Origin of the sequence: Amycolatopsis sp. VS8301801F10 (assembly GCF_046195355.1) — a bacterium.
GTDB lineage: Bacteria > Actinomycetota > Actinomycetes > Mycobacteriales > Pseudonocardiaceae > Amycolatopsis.
In genome coordinates this window covers 7790401-7813421 of record NZ_CP176065.1, presented here as the reverse complement: position 1 = coordinate 7813421, position 23021 = coordinate 7790401, and the positions used below count along the sequence as shown (strand labels likewise).

20 protein-coding genes and 1 pseudogene are annotated in these 23021 nt (G+C 70.5%); 13 read left to right on the top strand and 8 right to left on the bottom strand.

Annotated features, from left to right (window positions below; all coding sequences use genetic code 11):
• Positions 1 to 9 precede the first annotated feature (9 nt).
• Positions 10 to 1119 (bottom strand): transaldolase, encoded by a 1110-nt coding sequence (gene tal, locus F9C11_RS35795; protein WP_409181786.1) that lies wholly within the window; start codon positions 1117 to 1119, stop codon positions 10 to 12.
• A 13-nt stretch (positions 1120 to 1132) separates the two neighbouring features.
• Positions 1133 to 3232 carry a transketolase gene (gene tkt / locus F9C11_RS35790; protein ID WP_409181785.1) on the bottom strand — a complete coding sequence of 700 codons (2100 nt, stop codon included), beginning with the start codon at positions 3230 to 3232 and terminating at the stop codon, positions 1133 to 1135.
• A gap of 441 nt (positions 3233 to 3673) precedes the next feature.
• Between tkt and F9C11_RS35785 the strand changes: the two genes are divergently transcribed.
• The 3 genes from F9C11_RS35785 to F9C11_RS35775 all read left to right on the top strand — a co-directional run bounded on the left by F9C11_RS35785 (position 3674) and on the right by F9C11_RS35775 (position 7565).
• On the top strand, positions 3674 to 4654 hold the full coding sequence (locus tag F9C11_RS35785; protein ID WP_354738368.1) for a heme o synthase: 981 nt from the start codon (positions 3674 to 3676) through the stop codon (positions 4652 to 4654).
• A 100-nt stretch (positions 4655 to 4754) separates the two neighbouring features.
• On the top strand, positions 4755 to 6995 hold the full coding sequence (locus F9C11_RS35780) for a HelD family protein (protein WP_409181784.1): 2241 nt from the start codon (positions 4755 to 4757) through the stop codon (positions 6993 to 6995).
• Positions 6996 to 7058: 63 nt separating this feature from the next.
• Positions 7059 to 7565, top strand: a complete 507-nt coding sequence (locus F9C11_RS35775; RefSeq protein ID WP_409181783.1) for an FKBP-type peptidyl-prolyl cis-trans isomerase — start codon at positions 7059 to 7061, stop codon at positions 7563 to 7565.
• A 1-nt stretch (position 7566) separates the two neighbouring features.
• On the opposite strand, the gene F9C11_RS35770 is transcribed toward F9C11_RS35775, so the two are convergent.
• Entirely contained in the window at positions 7567 to 8538 is a 972-nt protein-coding gene (locus F9C11_RS35770; protein WP_409181782.1) for a quinone oxidoreductase family protein, read from the bottom strand.
• Positions 8539 to 8630: 92 nt separating this feature from the next.
• On the opposite strand from F9C11_RS35770, the gene F9C11_RS35765 reads away from it, so the two are divergent.
• Together F9C11_RS35765 and F9C11_RS35760 are read left to right on the top strand one after the other, a co-directional pair.
• Positions 8631 to 8948, top strand: a complete 318-nt coding sequence (locus F9C11_RS35765) for a hypothetical protein (RefSeq protein ID WP_409181781.1) — start codon at positions 8631 to 8633, stop codon at positions 8946 to 8948.
• Positions 8945 to 9787, top strand: coding sequence for a hypothetical protein (locus F9C11_RS35760; protein ID WP_409181780.1), 843 nt, complete (start codon positions 8945 to 8947; stop codon positions 9785 to 9787). Before F9C11_RS35765 ends, F9C11_RS35760 begins: the two co-directional genes overlap by 4 nt.
• Here F9C11_RS35760 and F9C11_RS35755 read toward each other — a convergent pair.
• Positions 9784 to 10712 (bottom strand): annotated as a pseudogene (locus F9C11_RS35755) (acyl-CoA desaturase). The gene F9C11_RS35760 and the pseudogene F9C11_RS35755 overlap by 4 nt on opposite strands.
• 95 nt (positions 10713 to 10807) lie before the next feature.
• On the bottom strand, positions 10808 to 11779 hold the full coding sequence (locus F9C11_RS35750) for a COX15/CtaA family protein (protein WP_409181779.1): 972 nt from the start codon (positions 11777 to 11779) through the stop codon (positions 10808 to 10810).
• 142 nt (positions 11780 to 11921) lie between these two features.
• Between F9C11_RS35750 and F9C11_RS35745 the strand changes: the two genes are divergently transcribed.
• Positions 11922 to 12917 carry a hypothetical protein gene (locus tag F9C11_RS35745; RefSeq protein ID WP_409181778.1) on the top strand — a complete coding sequence of 332 codons (996 nt, stop codon included), beginning with the start codon at positions 11922 to 11924 and terminating at the stop codon, positions 12915 to 12917.
• 21 nt (positions 12918 to 12938) lie between these two features.
• Here F9C11_RS35745 and F9C11_RS35740 read toward each other — a convergent pair whose 3' ends face one another.
• Genes F9C11_RS35740 through mptB form a run of 3 tightly spaced genes read right to left on the bottom strand, consistent with a single transcriptional unit; the run spans position 12939 to position 16282 of the window.
• Positions 12939 to 13727, bottom strand: a complete 789-nt coding sequence (locus F9C11_RS35740; RefSeq protein ID WP_409181777.1) for an ABC transporter permease — start codon at positions 13725 to 13727, stop codon at positions 12939 to 12941.
• Positions 13724 to 14650, bottom strand: coding sequence for an ABC transporter ATP-binding protein (locus tag F9C11_RS35735; RefSeq protein WP_409181776.1), 927 nt, complete (start codon positions 14648 to 14650; stop codon positions 13724 to 13726). Before F9C11_RS35735 ends, F9C11_RS35740 begins: the two co-directional genes overlap by 4 nt.
• Before the next feature lie 6 nt (positions 14651 to 14656).
• A complete protein-coding gene (gene mptB, locus F9C11_RS35730; RefSeq protein WP_409187043.1) occupies positions 14657 to 16282 on the bottom strand; it encodes a polyprenol phosphomannose-dependent alpha 1,6 mannosyltransferase MptB in 1626 nt (541 codons plus the stop codon).
• A gap of 164 nt (positions 16283 to 16446) precedes the next feature.
• Here mptB and F9C11_RS35725 point away from each other — a divergent pair, with 164 nt between their 5' ends.
• Genes F9C11_RS35725 through F9C11_RS35695 form a run of 7 tightly spaced genes read left to right on the top strand, consistent with a single transcriptional unit; the run spans position 16447 to position 22937 of the window.
• Complete coding sequence (locus F9C11_RS35725; RefSeq protein WP_409181775.1) at positions 16447 to 17298, top strand: helix-turn-helix transcriptional regulator; 852 nt, start codon at positions 16447 to 16449, stop codon at positions 17296 to 17298.
• Positions 17295 to 18743, top strand: coding sequence for a Fe-S cluster assembly protein SufB (gene sufB, locus F9C11_RS35720; protein WP_409181774.1), 1449 nt, complete (start codon positions 17295 to 17297; stop codon positions 18741 to 18743). The genes F9C11_RS35725 and sufB overlap by 4 nt, the downstream gene beginning before the upstream one ends.
• Before the next feature lie 2 nt (positions 18744 to 18745).
• The gene (gene sufD / locus F9C11_RS35715; protein ID WP_409181773.1) at positions 18746 to 19918 is read left to right on the top strand and encodes a Fe-S cluster assembly protein SufD; all 1173 of its coding nucleotides are present in this window, start codon (positions 18746 to 18748) and stop codon (positions 19916 to 19918) included.
• 41 nt (positions 19919 to 19959) lie between these two features.
• Positions 19960 to 20730 (top strand): Fe-S cluster assembly ATPase SufC, encoded by a 771-nt coding sequence (gene sufC / locus F9C11_RS35710; protein WP_409181772.1) that lies wholly within the window; start codon positions 19960 to 19962, stop codon positions 20728 to 20730.
• Between the two features lie 49 nt (positions 20731 to 20779).
• On the top strand, positions 20780 to 22096 hold the full coding sequence (locus tag F9C11_RS35705) for a cysteine desulfurase (RefSeq protein WP_409181771.1): 1317 nt from the start codon (positions 20780 to 20782) through the stop codon (positions 22094 to 22096).
• Entirely contained in the window at positions 22093 to 22542 is a 450-nt protein-coding gene (gene sufU, locus F9C11_RS35700; protein WP_409181770.1) for a Fe-S cluster assembly sulfur transfer protein SufU, read from the top strand. The genes F9C11_RS35705 and sufU overlap by 4 nt, the downstream gene beginning before the upstream one ends.
• Complete coding sequence (locus F9C11_RS35695; protein ID WP_009075917.1) at positions 22539 to 22937, top strand: metal-sulfur cluster assembly factor; 399 nt, start codon at positions 22539 to 22541, stop codon at positions 22935 to 22937. Before sufU ends, F9C11_RS35695 begins: the two co-directional genes overlap by 4 nt.
• Positions 22938 to 23021 lie beyond the last annotated feature (84 nt).

Here is a 23021-nt window from a genome sequence, read left to right as displayed (position 1 = left end):
GTCTCTGGTTCAGCCCCTCGCTTTGTTCAGCTGCCCGGTCACCGTGTCCAGCAGTTCCTGCCAGGACTTCTCGAACTTCTCGACGCCCTCGGTCTCCAGCGTGCGGAACACGTCCGGCACGTCGATGCCCGCCGCCGACAGCTTGTCGAAGACCGCCTGCGCCTGCTCGCCCTTTCCGGAAACCGTGTCGCCGGCGATCTCGGCGTGGTCGGCGACCGCGTCCATGGTCTTCTCGGGCATCGTGTTCACGACGTCGGCGACCACGAGCTGGTCGACGTACCGGGTGTCGGAGTAGGCCGGGTCCTTCACGCCGGTGGAGGCCCACAGCGGACGCTGCGCGTTCGCGCCCGCCTCGGCGAGCGCCTTCCACCGGTCGGTGGCGAACAGCTTCTCGAAGGCGTCGTACGCGAGCCGCGCGTTGGCGATGGCCGCCTCGCCCAGCAGCGCCTTGGCCTCGTCGGTGCCGATCGCGTTCAGCCGCTTGTCGACCTCGCTGTCCACCCGGGACACGAAGAACGACGCGACCGAGTGGATGCCCTTGAGGTCGTGGCCGTTGGCCTTCGCCTGCTCCAGACCGGCGAAGAAGGCCTTGATGACGGCCTCGTAGCGCTCGACGGAGAAGATCAGCGTGACGTTGACGCTGATGCCCTCGGCGAGCACCGCGGTGATCGCCGGCAGGCCCTCTTCGGTCGCCGGGATCTTGATCATCACGTTCGGCCGGTCGACGGTCTTCCACAGGTCCTTGGCCTCGGCCACCGTCTTGTCGGTGTCCTTCGCCAGGCGCGGGTCCACCTCGATGGACACGCGGCCGTCGACGCCGTTCGTGGCGTTGTACACGTCGCGGAACAGGTCCGCGGCGTTGCGCACGTCGGTGGTGGTCAGCTCCCGGACGGTGCCGTCGAGGTCCGCCCCGCGCGCGGCGAGTTCGTTGACCTGCTCGTCGTAGGCGGCGCCGTTCGACAGCGCGTTCGCGAAGATGGTCGGGTTGGTGGTCACGCCGACGACGTGCTTGTCGCGGATGAGCCCGGCGAGGTTGCCCGAGTTCAGGCGCTCGCGCGAAAGGTCGTCCAGCCAGATCGAGACGCCTGCTTCGGACAGCTGTCCGAGTCGGTCAGTCATGATTGCGCTCCCTTCAGTTCTTGGTGTTGGCGATCGAACGGCGCGCGGCGTCGACCACGGCTTCGGCGGTGAAGCCGAACTCGCGGAACAGCGTCGCGGCGTCGGCCGAGGCTCCGTAGTGCTCGATCGACACGTTTTCGCCGGCGTCGCCGGTGAAGCGCTGCCACGGCATCGCGATCCCGGCCTCGACCGAAACGCGGGCCTTGACCGTCGGCGGCAGGACGGCGTCCTTGTAGTCCTGGTCCTGCGCGTCGAACCACTCGACGCACGGCATCGACACGACGCTGGCCGGGATGCCGTCGGCCTCGAGGGTCTTGCGCGCCTCGACGGCGAGCTGGACCTCGGAACCGGTCGCGATGAGCACGACCTCCGGGGCGCCGTTGGACGCCTCGGCGAGCACGTAGCCGCCCCGCTTGACGCCCTCGGCGTTGGTGCCTTCGAGCACCGGCACGTTCTGCCGGGTCAGCGCGAAGCCGGACGGGTGGTGCACGTCCTCCAGCACGGCCTTCCACGCGTACGCGGTCTCGTTGGCGTCCGCCGGGCGGACGACGTTGAGGCCCGGGATCGCGCGCAGCGCGGCGATCTGCTCGATCGGCTGGTGCGTCGGGCCGTCCTCGCCGAGGCCGATCGAGTCGTGCGTCCACACGTAGATGACCGGGGCCTTCATCAGCGCGGCGAGCCGGACCGGCGGGCGCATGTAGTCGGAGAAGGTGAGGAAGGTCGCGCCGTACGGGCGGGTGCCGCCGTGCAGCGCGATGCCGTTGAGGATCGAGCCCATCGCGTGCTCGCGGATGCCGAAGTGCAGCGTGCGGCCGTACGGGTTGGTCTTCCACATGTCGGTGCCGGCCGCGGCCGGGCCGAACGAGTCGGCGCCCTTCATGGTGGTGTTGTTGCTCTCCGCGAGGTCCGCGGAACCGCCCCACAGCTCGGGCAGCGGCTCGGCCAGCGCGTTGAGGACCTCGCCGGACGCCTTGCGGGTGGCGATGCCCTTGGCGTCGGGCTCCCACGACGGCAGGTTGTCCGCGAAGCCTTCGGGCAGCGTGCGGGTGGACAGCCGGTCGGCCAGCTTCTTGCGCTCCGGGTTCGCCGCGGCCCACGCCTCGAAGCGCTCCTGCCATTCGGCGCGCAGCTTCTCGCCGCGCTCCACGGCCTGGCGGGTGTGCGCGAGAACCGCGTCCTCGACGGCGAAGTTCTTCTCCGGGTCGAAGCCCAGCGCCTTCTTGACGCCGGCGACCTCTTCCGCGCCCAGCGCCGCGCCGTGCGCCTTGCCGGTGTTCATCTTCGTCGGGGCCGGGTAGCCGATGATCGTGCGCAGCTGGATGAACGACGGCCGCGTGGTCTCCGCCTGCGCCGCCTTGATGGCCGCCTCGATCGCGACGACGTCCTCGCCGCCCTCGACGGTCTGCACGTGCCAGCCGTAGGCCTCGTACCGCTTCGCGACGTCCTCGGACAGCGCGATGTTGGTGTCGTCCTCGATGGAGATCTTGTTGTCGTCGTAGAAGACGATCAGGTTGCCCAGCTCCTGGCGGCCCGCGATGGACGAGGCCTCGGAGGTGACGCCCTCTTCGATGTCGCCGTCGGAGGCGATCACGTAGATGAAGTGGTCGAAGATGCTCTCGCCGGGGGCGGCGTCCGGGTCCAGCAGGCCGCGCTCGCGCCGCGCCGCCATCGCCATGCCGACGCCGTTCGCGAGGCCCTGGCCCAGCGGGCCGGTGGTGGTCTCGACGCCCTTGGTGTGCCGGTACTCCGGGTGGCCCGGGGTCTTGGAGCCCCAGCGGCGCAGCTGCTCGAGGTCCTCCAGCTCGAGGCCGAACCCGGCCAGGTACAGCTGGATGTAGAGGGTCAGGCTGGAGTGCCCGGCGGAGAGGACGAACCGGTCGCGGGCGGGCCACTCCGGGTCGCTCGGGTCGTGCCGCATGGTGCGCTGGAACAGCGTGTACGCCAGCGGCGCCAGGCTCATCGCAGTGCCCGGGTGCCCGCTGCCGCAGTTCTCGACGGCGTCCGCGGCGAGCACGCGGGCGGTGTCTACGGCGCGGGTGTCGGTCTCGGTCCAGTCGGCCGGCACGTTGCGCCGGAGCAAGGGGTTGGTCTCGCTGCTAGAGGTTTCGGACACTGAACTCGAACTCCTGCGTCGGTGAAGTGGTGGCTGTATTCCGTGCGTGCCGCTCAAGTGCTGCGGTGTGCGCCCTCAGTTATCTCAATCGATCCCGAAGGGACGATATTCCTGCTGACGGCGCTGTGCAGGCGGAGCGAGCGGCCCGACGGTGTCACCCTAGTGCGTACGCGTGCGCGCGAGCGCGGGCGAGCACCCTGCGGGTGAGGTGATCCTGCCCGCCTGTCGTTCCCCGGCTACCCGCCGCGGGCCCTCCCGACTCATCCGGGCTCCCGGCGGCGGACGTGACGGAGGGAACACCGCCGGGCGTGTCCTGGACCCGCGGGCATTGGGCCGGTCTGTCACGTCTAACATCGGTCGCGGGCCAGGTACGGAAGTTCTTCGGGGAGCACTGCTTCTTTCTTCCGGGCCACCCGGCCCAGGACTGACTCAGGGAGAGAAATGTCGTTGGTGAACGCTGCGCACGGACGCAGTGAAGACACCAGCGCCGTACCCCCGGACGGCGGACGGCCGAGCGGGGCCCGGCGAAGCTTCCGCCAGGTGGCCGGCGCGTACGCCGCGCTGGCGAAGCCGCGCGTGATCGAGCTTCTCCTCGTCACCACGATCCCCGCGATGTTCCTCGCCGGGCGCGAGGTGCCGAACCCGTGGCTGGTGGTCGCGACGCTGGTCGGCGGCACCATGGCCGCGGGCAGCGCCAACGCGCTGAACTGCGTGATCGACAGCGACATCGACAAGGTCATGAACCGCACCAAGCGGCGGCCGCTGGTGAAGGACGCGGTGCCGCGGCGCAACGCGCTGATCTTCGGCCTGGTCCTGGGCGTCGCCTCGTTCGCCGTCCTGTACTTCACGGTGAACCTGCTGGCCGCGGTCCTCGCGATCGCGACCATCCTGTTCTACATCTTCGTCTACACCCTCGGCCTCAAGCGGCGGACGTCGCAGAACGTGGTCTGGGGCGGCGCGGCCGGCTGCATGCCGGTGCTGATCGGCTGGGTCGCGGTCACCGGCACCGTGCAGTGGCCCGCGTTCGTGATGTTCGGCGTGATCTTCTTCTGGACGCCGCCGCACACCTGGGCGCTGGGCATGAAGTACCGCGACGACTACGAGCGCGCGGGCGTGCCGATGCTCCCGGTCGTCGCGACCGCCGAGCACGTGGCCCGGCAGATCGTCATCTACTCGTGGGTGATGGTCGCCTGGACGCTGCTGCTGCTCCCGGTCACCAGCTGGCTGTACGCGACCTTCGCGATCCTCGCCGGCGGCTGGTTCCTCTTCTACGCGCACCGGCTGCAGGCCGCCGTGCACCGCGGCGAGGAGACCAAGCCGATGGCGCTCTTCCACCGCTCGAACACGTACCTGATGATCGTGTTCGTCGCGCTGGCGGTCGACTCGGCGATCGGCCTTCCGGTCCTCGGCCTCCCCTTCTGACCCGTTTTCCGACCCGTTCCGCACCGGGCAGGAATGGCCCGGGATCCTCGCCGGTTGCACTCTTCCGGCCCCGATCCCGACCTGAAAGCAGGAGCTTTCCTTGCCCGAGGAACCGGCCTACGAAGCCGAGCTGCGCCGCGAGCAGGCCTACACCGACGCGTTGTTCGCGAAGCTCGACGCCGAACGAGCCCAGGCCCAGCGCCGGCTGGACGAGACGCTGCGCCAGACCGGCGGGACGCCGCAGGCGCGCACCGAACGCGAAGCCGCCACGACCTTGTACAGCGACCGGCTCGCCCAGCTCGGCTCGGTCGAGCAGGGATTGTGCTTCGGGCGGCTGGACTTCGTGCCCGGCAGCAGCGAGGAAGAGACCGCCTACATCGGACGGCTCGGGCTGTTCGACGAGGACGACGACTACCGGCCGCTGCTGATCGACTGGCGCGCGCCGGTCGCGCGGCCGTTCTACCTGGCCACCGCCGCGTCGCCGGACGGCGTGCGCCGGCGGCGGCACCTGCGCTCGCTGAGCCGCCGCGTCACCGGGTTCGACGACGAGATCCTCGACCTGCACGCCGCCGACCAGGGCCAGGACCTCGGGCTGGCCGGCGAGGCGGCGCTGCTGGCCGCGCTGGAGCGCCGCCGCACCGGCGAGATGGCCGACATCGTCGCCACCATCCAGGCCGAGCAGGACCGGATCATCCGCGCGCCGCTCGGCGGGGTGATGGTGGTGCAGGGCGCGCCGGGCACCGGGAAGACCGCGGTCGCGCTGCATCGCGCGGCGTATCTGCTCTACACGCACCGCCAGCAGCTGACCACGCGCGGCGTGCTGGTCGTCGGGCCGAACTCGACCTTCCTGCGCTACATCGGCCAGGTGCTGCCGTCGCTCGGCGAGACCGGCGTGCTGCTGTCGACCATCGGGCAGCTGTGGCCGGGGCTGGACGCCGACGGCGTCGAGACCCCGGAAGCGGCCGAGGTGAAGGGCCGGCTGGTGATGGCCGACGTGCTCGCCAAGGCGGTCCGGGATCGCCAAGGTGTACCCGATCCGGTGATCGAGATCGAGCACGAACGCGAGATCCTGAAGCTCGACCGGAAGACCTGCACGCAGGCGCGCGCCCGGGCCCGCCGTTCGCGGCGGCCGCACAACCTCGCGCGGCGGCTGTTCGTGTCCGACGTCCTCGACGCGCTCACCCGGCAGGCCGCCCGCGCGCTGGGCGAGGACCTGCTGGACGCGCAGGACGTGCAGGACATCCGCGCCGAACTGGCCTCGAGCCCGGCGGTGGCCGCCGCGCTGGACTCGCTGTGGCCGAAACTCACCCCGGCGGGCCTGCTGGACGACCTGTTCGCCGACCGCGAACACCTCGACCGGGCGGCCGGCGATCTGCTGTCCGAAGAGGACCGCAAGCACCTGGAGAGCGGCCGCGACGCGAAGTGGACGCCCGCCGACGTGCCGCTGCTGGACGAACTGGCCGAGCTGCTCGGCAACGACGACTCCGAGGAGCAGGCTGAGCAGAAACGGCGGGAACGCGTCGAGCGCGCGTATGCCGAGGGCGTGCTGGACATTCTCGAACAGGACGAGGAAATCCAGGACGAGGAGATCCTGCGGGTGTCCGACGTGCTGGACGCGGAGTTGTTCGCCGAACGCCAGCAAGCGCGCAGCGAACTGACCGCGGCGCAGCGGGCCGCGCAGGACCGGACGTGGACGTTCGGGCACGTGATCGTGGACGAGGCGCAGGAATTGTCCGCGATGGACTGGCGGCTGCTGATGCGCCGTACGCCGAACCGGTCGATGACGCTGGTCGGCGACGTCGCGCAGACCGGGGCCGCCGGGGGAGCGCGGACCTGGGACGAGGTGCTGTCGCCGTATGTCGCGGACCGCTGGCGGCTGGAGCAGCTGACGGTGAACTACCGGACTCCGGCGGAGATCATGGAGGTGGCGGCGGGCGTGCTCGCCGAACTCGACGTGGACCTCGCCGCGCCGGTGTCGGTGCGGGAGACCGGGGTGCCGCCGTGGGGCGTGCGGGTCGCTTCGCTGGAGCAGGAACTGCCTTCGCTCGTGGACGCGGAACTGTCCGCTGTGGACGGTGGGACGGTCGCGGTGCTGGTGCCGGGCGACCGCCTCGACGAGGTGCGGAAGCTGCTTCCGGAGGACGAGCGGCTCAGCGTGCTGACCGTGGACCGGGCCAAGGGGCTGGAGTTCGACGGCGTCGTGCTGGTGTCGCCGGACGAGATCGTGGCGGGCTCGGCGCGCGGGCTCAACGACCTATACGTGGCGCTGACCCGGGCGACGCAGCGGCTCGGCGTGGTGCGGACTGGTCCGGCGGTCCCTGCGCTCGGCGGGCTTGGCTAACCCGGACCCCGCCCCGCCGCCGCCCTCAACGGAACGGCTGCGCCGTGCGGATACAGTCGAAGAATGCAGAAATTTGGCAGGACAGCCGTTGTCGGCGCGATCGCCGCGGTTGCCGCGTTCGGACTCACGGCCTGCGGCGACGACAGCAGCGCGGCGCCGAGCCGTGAGTGCACCGTGGACGACGTCAAGACCACGGGGAACTTCGGCCAGGTGCCGACGATCACGATCCCGGACGACTGCGCCCCGCCGAAGAAGCTGCTCACCAAGGACCTCTCGACGGGAACCGGGAAGGCCGCGGCGGCCGGGTCGAAGCTGTCCATGAACTATCTGGTCGTCACCTGGTCGAACAAGAAGAAGCTGGACAGCTCGTTCGACCGCGGCGAGCCGTTCGGCCTCGATCTCGGCGCCGGCCAGGTGATCGACGGCTGGGACCAGGGCCTCGTCGGCGTCAAACAGGGCGGGCGGCGGCTGATGATCATCCCGCCCGCACTGGCCTACAAGGACGGCGGACGCGGCATCGCGCCCAACGAAACGCTGGTGTTCGTGACGGACGCCCTCTCGGTCGGCTGATTCAGGGGAGCAGCAGCAGCTTCCCGGTCGTCCGGCGGCCCTGCAGGTCCTGGTGGGCCTTGCGGGCGTCGGCGAGCGGGTAGCGGCCGCCGACGCGGATGGCGAGCGAACCGTCCCGCACGGCGGCGAACAGCTCGCCGGCGCGCCAGTCGAGTTCCTCGCGGGTGCGCAGGTAGTGGGCGAGCGTCGGGCGGGTCAGGAAGAGCGAACCGCCGGAGTTGAGCCGCTGCGGGTCGATCGGCGGCACCGGGCCGCTGGCCGCGCCGAACAGCGCCAGCGTGCCGCGGATCTTCAGGCTCGCGAGGCTGCCGTCGACGGTGCTCTTGCCGACGCCGTCGTACACCACGGCGACGCCTTCGCCGTCGGTCAGCTCGCGGGTCGCGGCGGCGAAGTCCTCGCGGTCGTAGCGGATCACGTGGTCCGCGCCCGCGCCACGGGCCAGTTCGGCCTTCTCGTCGGTGGACACCGTGGCCAGCACTCGCGCGCCGCGCGCCTTCGCCAGCTGCACCAGCAGCAAGCCGACGCCGCCGGCCGCCGCGTGGACGAGGATGTCGTCGCCTGCCTTGACTTTGTACGTCGAGCGCACCAGGTAGTGCGCGGTCAGGCCCTGCAGCATGGTGGCGGCGGCGATCTCGTCGGACACGCCTTCGGGCACCTTCACCGTGGCGCTGGCCGGGACCACCGCGCGCTGGGCGTAGCTGCCGAGCACGCCCTGCCAGGCCACGTGGTCGCCGGGGGCGAATTCGGTGACGCCCTCGCCGGTCTCCAGGACCGTTCCGGCGCCTTCGGAACCGAGCACGAACGGCAGGTCGATCGGGTAGATGCCTTGGCGCTGGTAGGTGTCGATGTAGTTGACGCCCGCCGCGGCGAGTTCGACCAGCAGTTCGCCCGGACCCGGCGGACCGGGCTCGATCTCGGCCAGTTCCAGCACTTCCGGGCCGCCGGTCCGGCTCACCTGCACTGCGGTCGGCATGGTTCCTCCTCGAGATGTGCGCGTCTGGCGTCCACTATGGCCGAGAACACGGTCGGGCCGCGGGGGCGGGGGTCTCGGGTTAAGCTCCGGACGTGGCTGAGGAGACCGAAAACACGCCGACCGCGCCGACTGCCCGCCAGCTGGCGACCGCCCGCGACTTCGTGGCGAAGCACGGCAAACCGGCGCGCGCCGTGGTCGAGAACATCGGCATCGCCGGCGCGCGGGTCGTGCTCGTGGGCCCGGACGGCGCGATGGGCGACGTGCTGGTCGCCGGGGTCGAGACCGGGAACGCGCTGGTCGCCGGGGTCGACGACCTCGAGGCCGCGGAATGGGACAGCGAAACCGTGAAGACGGTCAAAATCGGAGCCGCGCACCGGCGCAAGATGGCCGGGCCGCGAGCGGGACGGTGACCCGCTCGGCGATTTTCGTCGGCTGCGCCGCGCTGCCCGAGGGCGACGGCGACGAGGCCGCGGTGCTGCCCGCGCTCGCGGACCTCGGATTCACCGTGAGCTGGGCGGCCTGGGATTCGGACGCCGACTTCGCCTCGGCGGACCTCGTCGTGCTGCGCGCGGCCTGGGACTACCCTTCGCGGCGGGAGGAATTCCTCAGCTGGTGCGAAGGCGTGCCCGGGCTGAGCAACCCGGCCGCGGTCGTGCGGTGGAACACGGACAAGACGTATCTCGGCGAACTGCTCGACGCGGGCGTGCCGACGGTGCCGGTCGAGATCGTGCCGCCGGGGGAGAAGCCGCGCTGGCCGAAGAAGCCGTTCGTGGTGCAGCCTTCGGTGGGCCGCGGCTCCGCCCGGTTCGAGACCGCCGGTGCCGAGGCGGAGAAGCATCTGCGCGCTCTGCACGACGACGGGCGCACCGCTCTGGTCCGGCCGTATCAGTCCAGTGTGGACACTCAGGGCGAGATCGCGGTGACGTTCTTCGGCGGCGTTTATTCGCACGCCTTCACGAAATCCGCGGAGTCCGATGCTTCCGGGCAGTACCGGGAAGAGCAGCTCGCGCCCGCGGTTCCGGCTCCGGAGGTGCGCGCGGCGGCGGAGGACGCGCTGGACGCGGCGTGCGGGTTGCTCGGCATTCTGCGGGCGGAACTCCTGTACGCGCGGGTCGACCTGGTCCGAGGCGACGACGGCCGTCCGCTGGTGCTGGAGCTGAAGGTGACCGAGCCGTCGCTGGGCTTCCGGCACGCGGACGCGGGTGCGCCGCTGCGGTTCGCGTCGGCGGTGCGGCAGCAGCTGGCCTAAGCCGTTCGCCGTTTGGCCGCGAGGCGTTCCGCGCGGGGCCAGCGGACGTCGGTTGCCCAGCCCAGCCGTTCGAACGCCCAGATCACCCGCGCCGAGACGTCCACCTGGCCGCGCAGCACGCCGTGCCGGGCGCAGGTCGGGTCGGCGTGGTGGGAGTTGTGCCAGGACTCTCCCATGGACAGCAGGGCCAGCGGCCAGAAGTTCGCCGCGCGGTCGCGGCTCGCGAACGGGCGGTGGCCGATCAGATGGCACACCGAGTTCACCGACCAGGTCACGTGGTGCAGGAACGCGATCCGCACCAGCCCGGCCCAGAAGAACGCCGTCAGCGCGCCCTGCAGGCGCCGCTGAACGCCCAGCCGAGCGCGGCGGGCAGGGCGAGGCTGAGCGTGATCCACAGCCAGAAGAACCGGTTCACCAGGCGCAGGTCGCGGTCGCCGACGAGGTCGGGAGCGAAGCGGTCGGCGTTGGTGACCTCGCGCTGGAACATCCAGCCCAGGTGCGCGTGCCAGAACCCGCGCAGCAGCGCCGACGGCGAGGTGCCGAACAGCCACGGCGAATGCGGATCGCCCTCGCGGTCGGAGAACGCGTGGTGGCGGCGGTGGCTCGCGACCCAGAAAATCACCGAACCCTGCACGGCCATGCTGCCCGCGATGGCGAGCGCGATCCGCAGCGGGCGGCCCGCTTTGAACGCGCCGTGCGTGAAGTAGCGGTGGTACCCGACGGTCACGCCGAGGGTGGCGAATACGTAGAAAACGGTCGCGAGGATCAGGTCGGTCCAGCCGATGCCCCATCCCCACAGCAGCGGCACGGCGGCGATCAGCGCGGCGAACGGTACGAGCAGGAACGTCTTGAGGACCAGCATTTCGGCGGTCCCGCGACGGCCGGAGAGAAGCGGTTTCGCGGCACGGGCAGGGGCGGTCGGCATAGCGGCACCTCGGGCTTTTCGGAAAGCCGGACGGCGACGACGGTAAGCCGCGGACCTGTCCGCCGGGCCGACGCGCAGTTACGCCTGGATGACCGTCAGTTCGCGGTGGCGAGTTCCCGCTTCTGCGCGGGCTCCAGCGAAGTGACCGGACCCCGGTCGCGGGTCCCCGTCCACAGCACGGCCGTCACGACGATCACGAGCGCCGACCCCAGCACGTGGAAGGACACCATCGCCTCGGGCACGCCCAGCGCGTACTGCACCGTCCCGAGAACGCCCTGCAGCAGCGCGACAATCCACGCCCACGCGTACCGCTTCCAGACGCTCTTCGGCGCGCCGACGCGCATCAGCGTGAGCCCGAAGACTCCCAGCACGACGAGGTACGCGATCAGCAATGCACTGTGGACCCGTGCCAGTTGCTCGATCGGGGCGTCGAGGCGGTGCGTGTTGGCGTCGCCGCCGTGCGGGCCCGCGCCGGTGACCGTCGTGCCGGCGATCAGGACCGCCCACATCAGCACCGTCAGCAGCACCAGCATCTGCCGCCCCAGTTCCGGGACCAGCGGGCGCGCCGGTTCGTCCCCTTCGCGGAACGCCTTCAGCAGCAGGACCGCCAGCCACACCAGCGGCGTGGAGGCGAGGAAGTGGATCGCGACCGTCCACCATTCCAGTTTCGCCAGCACCGTCAGCCCGCCGATGACCGCCTGCAGCACGACGCCTCCCGGCATCGTCCAGGCGAGCTTCACCAGCCGCTTGCGCTCCGGGTGGTCGATCTGGATCCGCCACGCGGTGAGCACGGCCAGCGCCGCCACCAGGATCACGACGCCGGTCAGCATCCGGTTCGAGAACTCGATCCACTGCGTGACCGCGTCGATGCCGGGATGCTGCACCGGCACCAGGCTGCCCGCGACGCACTGCGGCCAGGTCGGGCAGCCCAGCCCGGACCCGGTCACCCGCACCACGGACCCGGTGACGCCGATGCCTGCCTGCGTGACCACCGCGGCGATCCCGACGCCGCGCTGGACCCCGGCGGACGGATACGGCAGGCGGGCGATCAAACTGCGAAGGGACACGCGGCCACGATACTCGTGAGCGGCAATCACGGTTCTAACCGGGATCGCCACTCACGACCACACCTGTCCCCAACCCTCTCGCCTATCCACAGATTTCGTGAGACCGCCGCCACAGCTTCGCCGCCACCGCAAAGGTGGATTCATGCCCCTTCACTCACGATGGTCGGAAAACGACCGGATACCCGCGGAGCAGGCTGGTGGCTGGCGTTCGATGGTGCGCAGCCAGGCAGGAGTGGTGTCGTTCGCGCAGCTGAGAGCCTACGGGCACAGCTGGCATGACGTCGCGTCGAATCTCGCTGCACGCCGATGGCAGCGGGTGCTTCCCCGCGTATACGCGACATTCACCGGCGAGCCGAGCCGAACGGCTCTGCTGCACGCGGCTGTGCTTTACGGCGGAAAGCACAGCGTGCTTAGCCATCGGACCGCCGCGGAGGAATGGAAAATGGTGCCGATCGGCGCCGGCCCGATCGAAATCACGGTGCCGTACGGAAGTTCGGCAGTATCGAAGATGCCGGCCGTGCGGGTGCATCGGTCTCGTGCGCTCGCGTTCTCGGCACTGGCGAGCGTTCCGCCGCGAACGCGGAAGACGGACACGATCGTCGATTTGGCGGTGGCCGAGCCGGACGCGCGGTCGGCGATGTACCTGGTGATCGATCTGGTCAGCAGGCAGGCGTTGAGCGTGTCGGAAATGCTCGGGTGCATCGAGGCCAGGCCGCCGCTGCGCTATCGGGCGGCGATCGCCCGCGCGTTGCAGCTCGTCGGAGGCGGTCTGATGTCCGCGCTGGAGGCCGAGTACTTCGACGAGGTGGAACGGGCGCACGGCTTTCCGCCGGGCCGGCGGCAGGTTCCGGTCGTGGTCGACGGCAAGACGTTATGGGAGGACGTGGTTTACGAAATCGGCGGGCAAAGCCTCGTAGTCCGGCTGGACGGCCGGGCGGCGCACAGCGTGGGTGGCGTGGCGTTTCGGGACCGGCGTCGCGACAATGCGGCCGAACTCGCTGGCCGGGCCCGTCTTGTGTACGGCTGGTGGGACGTGCATCGCGACAGGTGCGGGGTGGCACGGGAGGTGGGGACGGTGCTCGCGCGGCTGGGGTGGGTGCCAGGGCCTCGTGAGTGTTTATGCCGGTTAGAACCGTGATCGGCACTCACGACCCCCCTCCTACGTGAGTTTCGTAGTCCGCGTCGCCAGCACTCCGGCCACCACGGCCCACCCCGCCAGCACCACCGCGGCCCCGACCGGGAACTGCCCGTCCACCAGCGCCGCCCGCATGCCTTCCGCCAGCGCGCCCGACGGCAGCAGCGACACCACCACTCCCACCCCGGACGGCAGCGCCGACGGGGCCAGCAGAATCCCGCCCGCCAGCAGCAGCACGAACCACACGATGTTCGCCAGCGCCAGCACGGCTTCCGCGCGCAGCGCACCGCCCAGCAGCACGCCCAACGCGCCGAAAGCGAGCGTCCCCAGCACCAGCAGCACGACCGCGGAACCGATCCCGGCAACCGACGGCGACCAGCCCAGGAAAGCCGCCACCACGCCGAGCACCACGGACTGCAGCGCCACCACGACCAGCGCCGCCACGACCCGTCCGGCCACCAGCAGCCAGCGCGGCAGCGCCGTGGCCGAAAGCCGTTTCAGCACGCCGTACCGCCGGTCGAAGCCGAGCGCGATCGCCTGTCCGGTGAACGCCGACGACATCACCGCCAGCGCGAGGATCCTCGGCGTCATCCAGTCCACTTTGGACGTCGAGCCGAGCTGGCTCGCGGGCAGGATGTCCAGCAGGCTCAGGCCGATCAGCAGCGCGAGCGGGATGATCAGGGTGAGCAGGAGCTGTTCGCCGTGCCGCAGGGTCAGCGCGGCCTCGACGCGCGCGTGCGTGCGCAGCATCTTGCCGAGCGAACCGCGGCCGGGCGCGGGGGCGAAAGTGCCCGCGGGGAACGGAGAACTCATGCGCGCAGCTCCCGTCCGGTGAGTTCGAGGAACACTTCTTCCAGCGTCCGCCGTCCGACTTGCAGTTGTTCGGGCAGCACGCCCTGCTGCGCGCACCAGGCGGTGACGGCGGAGACCACCTGCGGGTCGACCGCTCCCTCCACCAGGTACGAACCGGGCGCGGTTTCGCTCACCCGGTAGCCCTCCGGCAGCGCGGCTTCGAGCAGCGTCGTGTCGAGTTTCGTGCGGGCGCGGAACCGCAGCTGCGCCGCCTCGCCCGCCTCCAGCGTCAGCGAATGCGGCGTGCCCTCGACGACCACCTTGCCGTGGTCCACGATCACCACCTGGTCGGCCAGCGTTTCCGCCTCCTCCATCAGGTGCGTGGTGAGCAGGACGCTCACGCCGTCCGCGCGCAGGGCCGCGAGCAAATCCCACACGAGCCGCCGCGCCTGCGGGTCCATCCCGGCGGTGGGCTCGTCCAGGAACACCAGCTCTGGGCGGCCGACCAAGGCGCACGCGAGCGAAAGCCGTTGCTGCTGCCCGCCGGAGAGCCGTTTGAACGGGGTCCGCTTCGCGCCGGCGAGCCCGAGCACGTCGAGCAGCCAGGCCGGATCGTGCGGGTTCGCCGCGCAGGAAGCGACCAGCCGCAGCATTTCCTCCGCGCGCACGCCCGGGTACGCGCCGCCGCCCTGGGGCATGATGCCGACGCGCGGGCGGAGCCGGGCGCTGTCCGCTACCGGGTCGAGGCCGAGCACGCGCACCTGGCCCGCGTCAGGTCTGCGGAAACCCTCGCAAATCTCGACAGTGGTCGTTTTTCCGGCGCCGTTCGGCCCGAGCAGGGCCAGCACGGAACCACGCTCCATGCGCAGGTCGATGCCGTCGACCGCGGTGGTGGAGCCGTAGCTTTTCGCCAAGCCGGAGATCTCGACGGCGGGGTTGTCCACAACGAATCACGATACGACGTCGGCGGGCGTGCGCGGTGCTGGGGACGCCGGAGGTGTCCTGGACAACAGCAGCGGCGAAACCCGGTACACGATCGCGAGGCCGCCGAGGGTCACCAGAGCGGCCGCGCCGTAGGCCCACGGCAGGACGTAGGAACGGCCGTCGAAGGTGCCGCCGGTGGGCGGGAGCAGGAAGGGCAGCCCGGCGCTGATCACCGTGGCGACCACGCGGAAGCGCGACGTCCCGGCCGCCGCGGCGAGCGGGATCACCGCCCACAGCAGGTACCACGGCTGCAGGTTGATCTGCAGGATCATCGCCGCGCCCAGCGAAACGCCGAGCCCGATGATCGGCCGGTAGCGCCATTTGAAGCTGGCCCACAGGAATTTGATCGTGACCGCCGCGGTGATCGCGTTGCCGAGCGTGCCGAGGATCGGCACCAGCGCGTCGGTGTGGTTGCCCAGCCCGAGCGCGATGCCGAGGACGCCGCTGAGGTTCGCGATCTCCGCGGTGGGGGAGATGAACGACCGCACCAGCCCGGGCGTGCTCGCCGTCGCGCCGATCCAGCCGAAGCCCAGCCCGGTGCCGACGCAGATCGCGGTGAGCACCACGCCGAACAGCACCGCCATCGGCGCGCCCGCCCACACCAGGTCCTTCAGCCGCCCGTGCCATCGGCGCGCGACCATCACCGACAGGAACGGCAACGCCAGCACCGCCGGGATCTTCACGGTGGCGCCGACGGTGATGATGACGACGCCGAGCGCGATGAACAGCAATTCGCCCTTCGCCAACGGCGGCGGGCTGTCGCCCTTCACCCGCACCGGCAGCCGCCGGATGCCGATCTCCAGCCCGGCCACCATGAGCCCGATGGCCAGCGAATCGTTGTGCGCGCCGGCGACGAAATGGAAGATCAGCAACGGGTTCGCCGCGCCGAGCCACAGCGCGGTGGCCGGCTGCACGCCGAACCGCCGGGCCAGCCGCGGCACCGCCCACACGATCAGCAGCACGCCGACCATCGCGAGCCCGCGCTGCAGCAGCACGCCGGCCACGATGTTGTTGCCGCCGACCGGGGCGAGCCAGCCGCCGAGCCGCAGCAGCAGCGGGCCGTACGGGGCGGGCGTCTCGCGCCAGATGTTGGTGACGCCCGCGGTCAGCGGGTCCGCGACGCCGAGCGCCTGCGCCGGGCCCAGCTGGTACGGGTCCATCCCGCGGTGCACGATCTCGCTCTGCGCGAGGTAGCTGTAGACGTCGCGGGAGAACAGCGGCGGGATCAGCAGCAGCGGCGCGACCCACATCGCCACGGTCCGGGCGAGCTGGCCGCTGGTGGCCAGCCGCGCGCTCGCCGGACGGGCGAACCGGGCGAGCATCAGCCAGCTCAGCACCAGGATGCCCATCCCGGAGAACGCGATCGCGAGCGAGACCGTCGGGATCCGGATGAACAGCCGCAGCACCGGAAGGTCCTGCACCGGGTTGATCACCGGCGCGGCCCCGGCCCCGAGCGAGCCGAGCGCGAGGAACAGGGAGCCGACCGTGCCGAAGCGGCGGACCGCGTCGAGGCCGCGGGTCTCGGCGGAGTTCAGCGGATCGGTGCGGCGCGGTCCGACCGGGGACGGCGCGGGGGCGGGCGAGGCGGGCACGGCGGCGGGAGCGTCGCCGGAAAAGTCCGGTTCCGGGGCCCGCTGGTCCGGGTGTTCGCCGACTGCCACGCCCGGAAGCGTATCGAGTCCGGTTTCGCGTGAGTCGGGTCACTGGGCGACACCCCGCCTTTGCCCGGGGACCGGAAATAAGACACACTTGTGTTGTGAAAAAGAACGGGACCACCGGCGAGGGGCGCGGCGACCGGCCGCGCACCGCGGCCGTCGGCGTTCCCGTGCAGGTCAGCGCCGCGAACGTGGCCGAGGGCCGCACCCGGCACGAGGTCGCCCGGCTGCTGCTGGAGCAGGGCCCGATGACCGCCGCGGTGGTCGCCGAGCAGCTCGGCATCAGCCCGACGGCGATCCGGCGGCACCTCGACGCGCTGCAGGCCGACGGCGAGGCCGAGACCCGCGACGCCCCGCGCAAGGGCCCGCGCGGACGCGGCCGGCCGGCCAAGCTGTTCCTGCTCACCGAGGCGGGCCGGGCCCGCTTCGGGCACGCCTACGACGACCTCGCGGTGTCGGCGATCCGCTTCCTCGCCGAGCACGCCGGGCCGGACGCGGTGCGCGCGTTCGCCGAGCGCCGGGTCGAAAGGCTCGTCGGGCCGCACCGGCAGGCGATCACCGGATCGGCTGATCCGGTCGAGCGCGCCGAGGCCCTCGCGACCGCGCTGAGCAGGGAGGGCTACGCTGCCTCGACCCGCCAGATCGGCGCGGAAACCCCGGTCGCCCACGCGGGCGCCCAGCTGTGCCAGCACCACTGCCCGGTCGCGCACGTCGCCGCGGAATTCCCGCAGCTGTGCGAGGCCGAGACGGAAGCGTTCGCGAAGCTGCTGGGCACCCACGTCCAGCGGCTGGCGACCATCGCGCGCGGAGACAACGCGTGCACCACACACGTACCCGCCGGACCGGCGGGTATCCCGGCCCATCCCGAGCCGGACCGCACGACGCCCGGAAAAGCGGCCTCTCCGCCGGAAGGGCACGCACCACGGATCCCGAATGGAGGGAAACCCGCATGACTGCCGCTGCCGAGCAGCGCACTCCCACCACCGAGCCGTTGAGCCAGGAAGAGACCATCGCGTCCCTTGGCAAATACGCCTTCGGCTGGGCGGACTCCGACGAGGCGGGCGCCAGCGCGCGCCGCGGCCTGAACGAGGATGTCGTCCGCGACATCTCCGCCAAGAAGTCCGAGCCCGAGTGGATGCGCGACGCCCGATTGAAGGCGCTCAAGCTGTTCGACCTCAAGCCGATGCCGAACTGGGGCGCCGACCTCTCGGGGATCGACTTCGACAACATCAAGTACTTCGTGCGGTCCACCGAGAAGCAGGCGGCCAGCTGGGAAGACCTGCCCGAGGACATCAAGAACACCTACGACAAGCTGGGCATCCCCGAGGCGGAGAAGCAGCGCCTCGTGGCCGGCGTCGCCGCGCAGTACGAGTCCGAGGTCGTCTACCACCAGATCCGCGAGGACCTGGAGGAGCAGGGCGTCCTGTTCCTGGACACCGACACCGCGCTCAAGGAGCACCCGGAGATCTTCCGGGAGTACTTCGGCTCCGTGATCCCGGCAGGCGACAACAAGTTCTCCGCGCTGAACACGGCGGTGTGGTCCGGCGGCTCGTTCATCTACGTGCCGAAGGGCGTGCACGTCGACATCCCGCTGCAGGCCTACTTCCGGATCAACACCGAGAACATGGGCCAGTTCGAGCGGACGCTGATCATCGTCGACGAGGACGCCTACGTCCACTACGTCGAGGGCTGCACCGCGCCGATCTACCAGTCGGACTCGCTGCACTCCGCGGTCGTCGAGATCATCGTGAAGAAGGGCGCCCGCTGCCGCTACACGACGATCCAGAACTGGTCGAACAACGTCTACAACCTGGTCACCAAGCGCGCCAAGTGCGAAGAGGGCGCGACCATGGAGTGGGTCGACGGCAACATCGGCTCCAAGGTGACGATGAAGTACCCGTCGGTCTTCCTCATGGGCGAGCACGCCAAGGGCGAGGTCCTCTCGGTCGCGTTCGCGGGCGAGGGCCAGCACCAGGACGCCGGGGCCAAGATGGAGCACCTCGCGCCGCACACGTCCTCGACCATCGTGTCGAAGTCGGTCGCGCGCGGCGGCGGCCGGACCTCCTACCGCGGCCTGGTCAAGGTCGCCAAGCGGGCGCACCACTCGCGCTCCAGCGTGGTCTGCGACGCCCTGCTGGTGGACACCATCTCGCGGTCGGACACGTACCCGTACGTGGACATCCGCAACGACGAGGTGTCCATGGGCCACGAGGCCACCGTGTCCAAGGTCAGCGAAGAGCAGCTGTTCTACCTGATGTCGCGCGGCCTCGACGAGGCCGAGGCGATGGCGATGATCGTGCGCGGGTTCGTCGAGCCCATCGCGCGCGAGCTGCCGATGGAGTACGCGCTCGAGCTGAACCGCCTGATCGAGCTTCAGATGGAAGGGTCCGTCGGCTAGTCATGTCGGTTACCGAGAACAACGTCGCCGAGTCGCTGCGGGAGGGCGCCGTCATTCCGGCGGCCTCCCGCGCGGAGCGGTTCACCTCTTACGACGTCGCGGCCTTCGAGGTCCCCGGCGGGCGTGAGGAAAACTGGCGCTTCACCCCGATGAAGCGCCTGCGCGGCCTGCACGACGGGTCCGCCGTCGCCTCCGGCGAGATCACGCTGGAAGCCGAGGCCGCGCCGGAGCTGAAGATCGAGACCGTCGGCCGCGACGACGCGCGCCTCGGCGAGGCGGGCGTGCCGAGCGACCGCATCGCGGCGCAGGCGTACTCGTCCTTCGCCAAGGCCACGATCGTCACCGTGCCGAAGGAGACCGAGGCGTCGAAGCCGTCGGTGCTGCGGATCCACGGTCCGGGCGAGGGCAAGGTCGCCTACGGCCACCTGCAGGTGCGCGCCGAGGCGTTCGCCAACGCGGTGATCGTGCTCGACCACGTCGGCTCCGGCACCTACGCGGACAACGTCGAGTTCGTCATCGGCGACTCGGCCAAGATCACCGTCGTCAGCGTCCAGGACTGGGCCGACGACGCGGTGCACGTGTCCGAGCAGCACCTGCGGCTGGGCCGCGACGCGACGCTCAAGCACACCGTGGTCACCCTCGGCGGCGACCTGGTGCGCGTGTCGCCCACGGCGACCTTCGCCGACCGCGGCGGCGACGTCGAGATGCTCGGCCTGTACTTCGCCGACGCCGGCCAGCACCAGGAACACCGGCTGTTCGTGGACCACGCGGTGCCGAACTGCAAGTCCAACGTGATGTACAAGGGCGCCCTGCAGGGCGACGACGCGCACACGGTGTGGATCGGCGACGTGCTGATCCGGGCGGCCGCCGAGGCCACCGACACCTACGAGCTGAACCGCAACCTCGTGCTCACCCCCGGCGCGCGCGCCGACTCGGTGCCGAACCTCGAGATCGAGACCGGCGAGATCGAGGGCGCGGGCCACGCGAGCGCCACGGGAAGGTTTGACGACGAGCAGTTGTTCTACCTCCAGTCGCGCGGGATCGGCGAGGAGGCCGCGCGGCGGCTGGTCGTGCGCGGGTTCTTCCACGAGATCCTGGCCCGGATCGGCGTGCCGGAGGTGCGCGAGCGCCTCGAGGCCGCGATCGAGGCCGAGCTCGAAGCCGTGGGCGCCTGAGCCCGTCGTCCGTCCACTTCAGACTCTTTAGGAAAAGCAGAATGGCTACCCTGGAAATCAAGGACCTGCACGCTTCGGTGACCACCGAAGACGGAGCCAAGGAGATCCTCAAGGGCGTCAACCTGACCATCCGGTCCGGCGAGACGCACGCGATCATGGGCCCGAACGGCTCCGGCAAGTCCACCCTGTCCTACGCGATCGCCGGCCACCCGAAGTACACGGTGACCTCCGGCGCGGTGCTGCTGGACGGCGAGAACGTGCTCGAGATGAGCGTCGACGAGCGCGCCCGCGCCGGCCTCTTCCTCGCCATGCAGTACCCGGTCGAGGTGCCCGGCGTCTCGATGTCGAACTTCCTGCGCACCGCGGCCACCGCGGTCCGGGGCGAGGCTCCCAAGCTGCGCCACTGGGTCAAGGAGGTCAAGGAGGAGATGGGCAAGCTCGGCATCTCCCAGGAATTCGCCGAGCGCTCGGTGAACGAGGGCTTCTCCGGCGGCGAGAAGAAGCGCCACGAGATCCTGCAGCTGGCGCTGCTCAAGCCGAAGTTCGCCATCCTCGACGAGACCGACTCCGGCCTGGACGTCGACGCGCTGCGCGTCGTGTCCGAGGGCGTCAACGAGTACAAGGCGGGCAACGAGGTCGGCGTCATGCTGATCACGCACTACACCCGCATCCTGCGGCACATCACCCCGGACTTCGTGCACGTCTTCGCCGACGGCAAGATCGTCGAGTCCGGCGGCCGCGAGCTGGCCGACGAGCTGGAGGAGAACGGCTACGTCAAGTACGCCGGTTCCCCCGAGCCGGCCAAGGCCTGACGCTTCCGCGCCCCGTTCCCGACGACACCGCGAGAGAGGAGTTGGCTCGATGACCACCACGGCTTCGAACAGCCCGACCAACTCTGTTCCCCTTGACGTGGCGGCACTGCGTGCCGACTTCCCGATCCTGACGCGCACCGTGCGCGACGGGAAACCCTTGGTGTACCTGGACTCCGGAGCGACCTCGCAACGGCCGGTGCAGGTGCTCGACGCGGAACGGCGGTACGTGTTCACGTCGAACTCGGCCGTGCACCGCGGCGCTCACCAGCTGTCCGAAGAGGCCACCGACGCCTACGAATCCGCGCGCGCCAAGGTCGCGGAGTTCGTCGGCACGGACCCGGAGGAGCTGGTGTTCACCAAGAACGCCACCGAGGGCATCAACCTCGTGGCGTACGCGATGAGCAACGCCGCCACCGCCGGTCCGGAAGCGGAGCGGTTCCGGATCGGCGAGGGCGACGAGATCGTCATCACCGAGATGGAGCACCACGCGAACCTGGTGCCGTGGCAGCAGCTGTGCCAGCGCACCGGGGCGACGCTGAAGTGGTTCAAGGTCACCCCCGAGGGCCGGCTCGATCTGTCCGATGTGGACAGCGTGATCACGCCGCGCACGAAGGTGGTCGCGTTCGCGCACCAGTCCAACGTGCTCGGCACGGTCAACCCGGTGGCCAAGCTGGTCGCCAAGGCGAAGGAGGTCGGCGCGCTGACGGTGCTGGACGCCTGCCAGTCGGTGCCGCACTTCCCGGTGGACTTCCACGCGCTGGACGTCGACTTCGCGGTGTTCTCCGGACACAAGATGCTGGGGCCGTCCGGGATCGGCGTACTGTACGGCCGGACCGAACTGCTGTCGGCGATGCCGCCGTTCCTGACCGGCGGCTCGATGATCGAGCTGGTCACGATGGAGCGCACCACGTTCGCCGCGCCGCCGCAGCGGTTCGAGGCCGGGGTGCCGATGACGTCGCAGGCGATCGGACTCGGCGCGGCGGTGGACTACCTGTCCGCCGTCGGGATGGACCGCGTCGCGGCGCACGAGCACGAGCTGGCCGCGGCGGCGATCGCGGGCATCAGCGAAATCCCGGGCGTGCGCATCGTCGGGCCGACCGGTCTGGAGGACCGGGGCGCGACCGTCGCGTTCGTGATCGACGGCGTGCACCCGCACGACGCCGGCCAGGTGCTCGACAGCCTCGGCATCGCCGTGCGGGTGGGGCATCACTGCGCGTGGCCGCTGCACCGGGCCTGTTCGGTGCCGGCGACCGTGCGGGCGAGTTTCTACCTGTACAACACGCTGTCCGAAGTGGACGCTCTCGTCGCCGGGATCCGCGAGGCGCAGAAGTTCTTCGGGGTGGCCCAGGACGGGGCCGCGAAGTGAACCTGGAGAGCATGTACCAGGAGATCATCCTGGACCACTACAAGAACCCGCACGGGCGCGGCCTGCGCGAGCCGTTCGACGCGGAGTCGTTCCAGGTCAACCCGACCTGCGGCGACGAGATCACCTTGCGGGTGAAGGTCAGCGACGGCAAAGTCGAGGACGTGTCCTACGACGGGCAGGGCTGCTCGATCAGCCAGGCGTCCGCGTCGGTGCTGACCGACCTGGTCGTCGGGCACAGTGTCGACGAGGCGTTCGCGACCATGGACGCCTTCGTGGAACTGATGCAGGGCAAGGGCAAAGTCGAACCGGACGAGGACGTGCTGGAGGACGGCGTCGCGTTCGCCGGCGTCGCGAAGTACCCGGCGCGCGTGAAGTGCGCCCTGCTCGGATGGATGGCGTTCAAGGACGCGGTGTCCAGTACCACCACGGGAGCTGAGAAGGCATGAGCGAAGAGACGGTCACCGACCCGCGCGAGGGGCGCACCGCCGCGGACCTGCCCGAGCAGGCCGCCGCCGTCCCCGCCGACATCGCCAAGATCGAGGACGTCGAGGAGGCGATGCGCGACGTCGTCGACCCGGAACTCGGCATCAACGTCGTGGACCTCGGCCTGGTCTACGACATCCGGGTGGAAGCCGACAACACCGCGACGCTGGACATGACGCTCACGTCCGCGGCCTGCCCGCTCACCGACGTGATCGAGGACCAGACGTCGGCGGCGCTGACGTCCGGCGGCCTGGTGAACGACTTCCGGATCAACTGGGTCTGGATGCCGCCGTGGGGCCCGGAGAAGATCACCGACGACGGCCGCGAGCAGTTGCGGGCGCTCGGGTTCACCGTCTGAGGTCTGTGGTTCGCGAAGGCCGCTCCCGGTTCGCCGGGGGCGGCCTTCGGCGTCTCCGGAAGTGGTGCGTTCGGGGGGATGCGG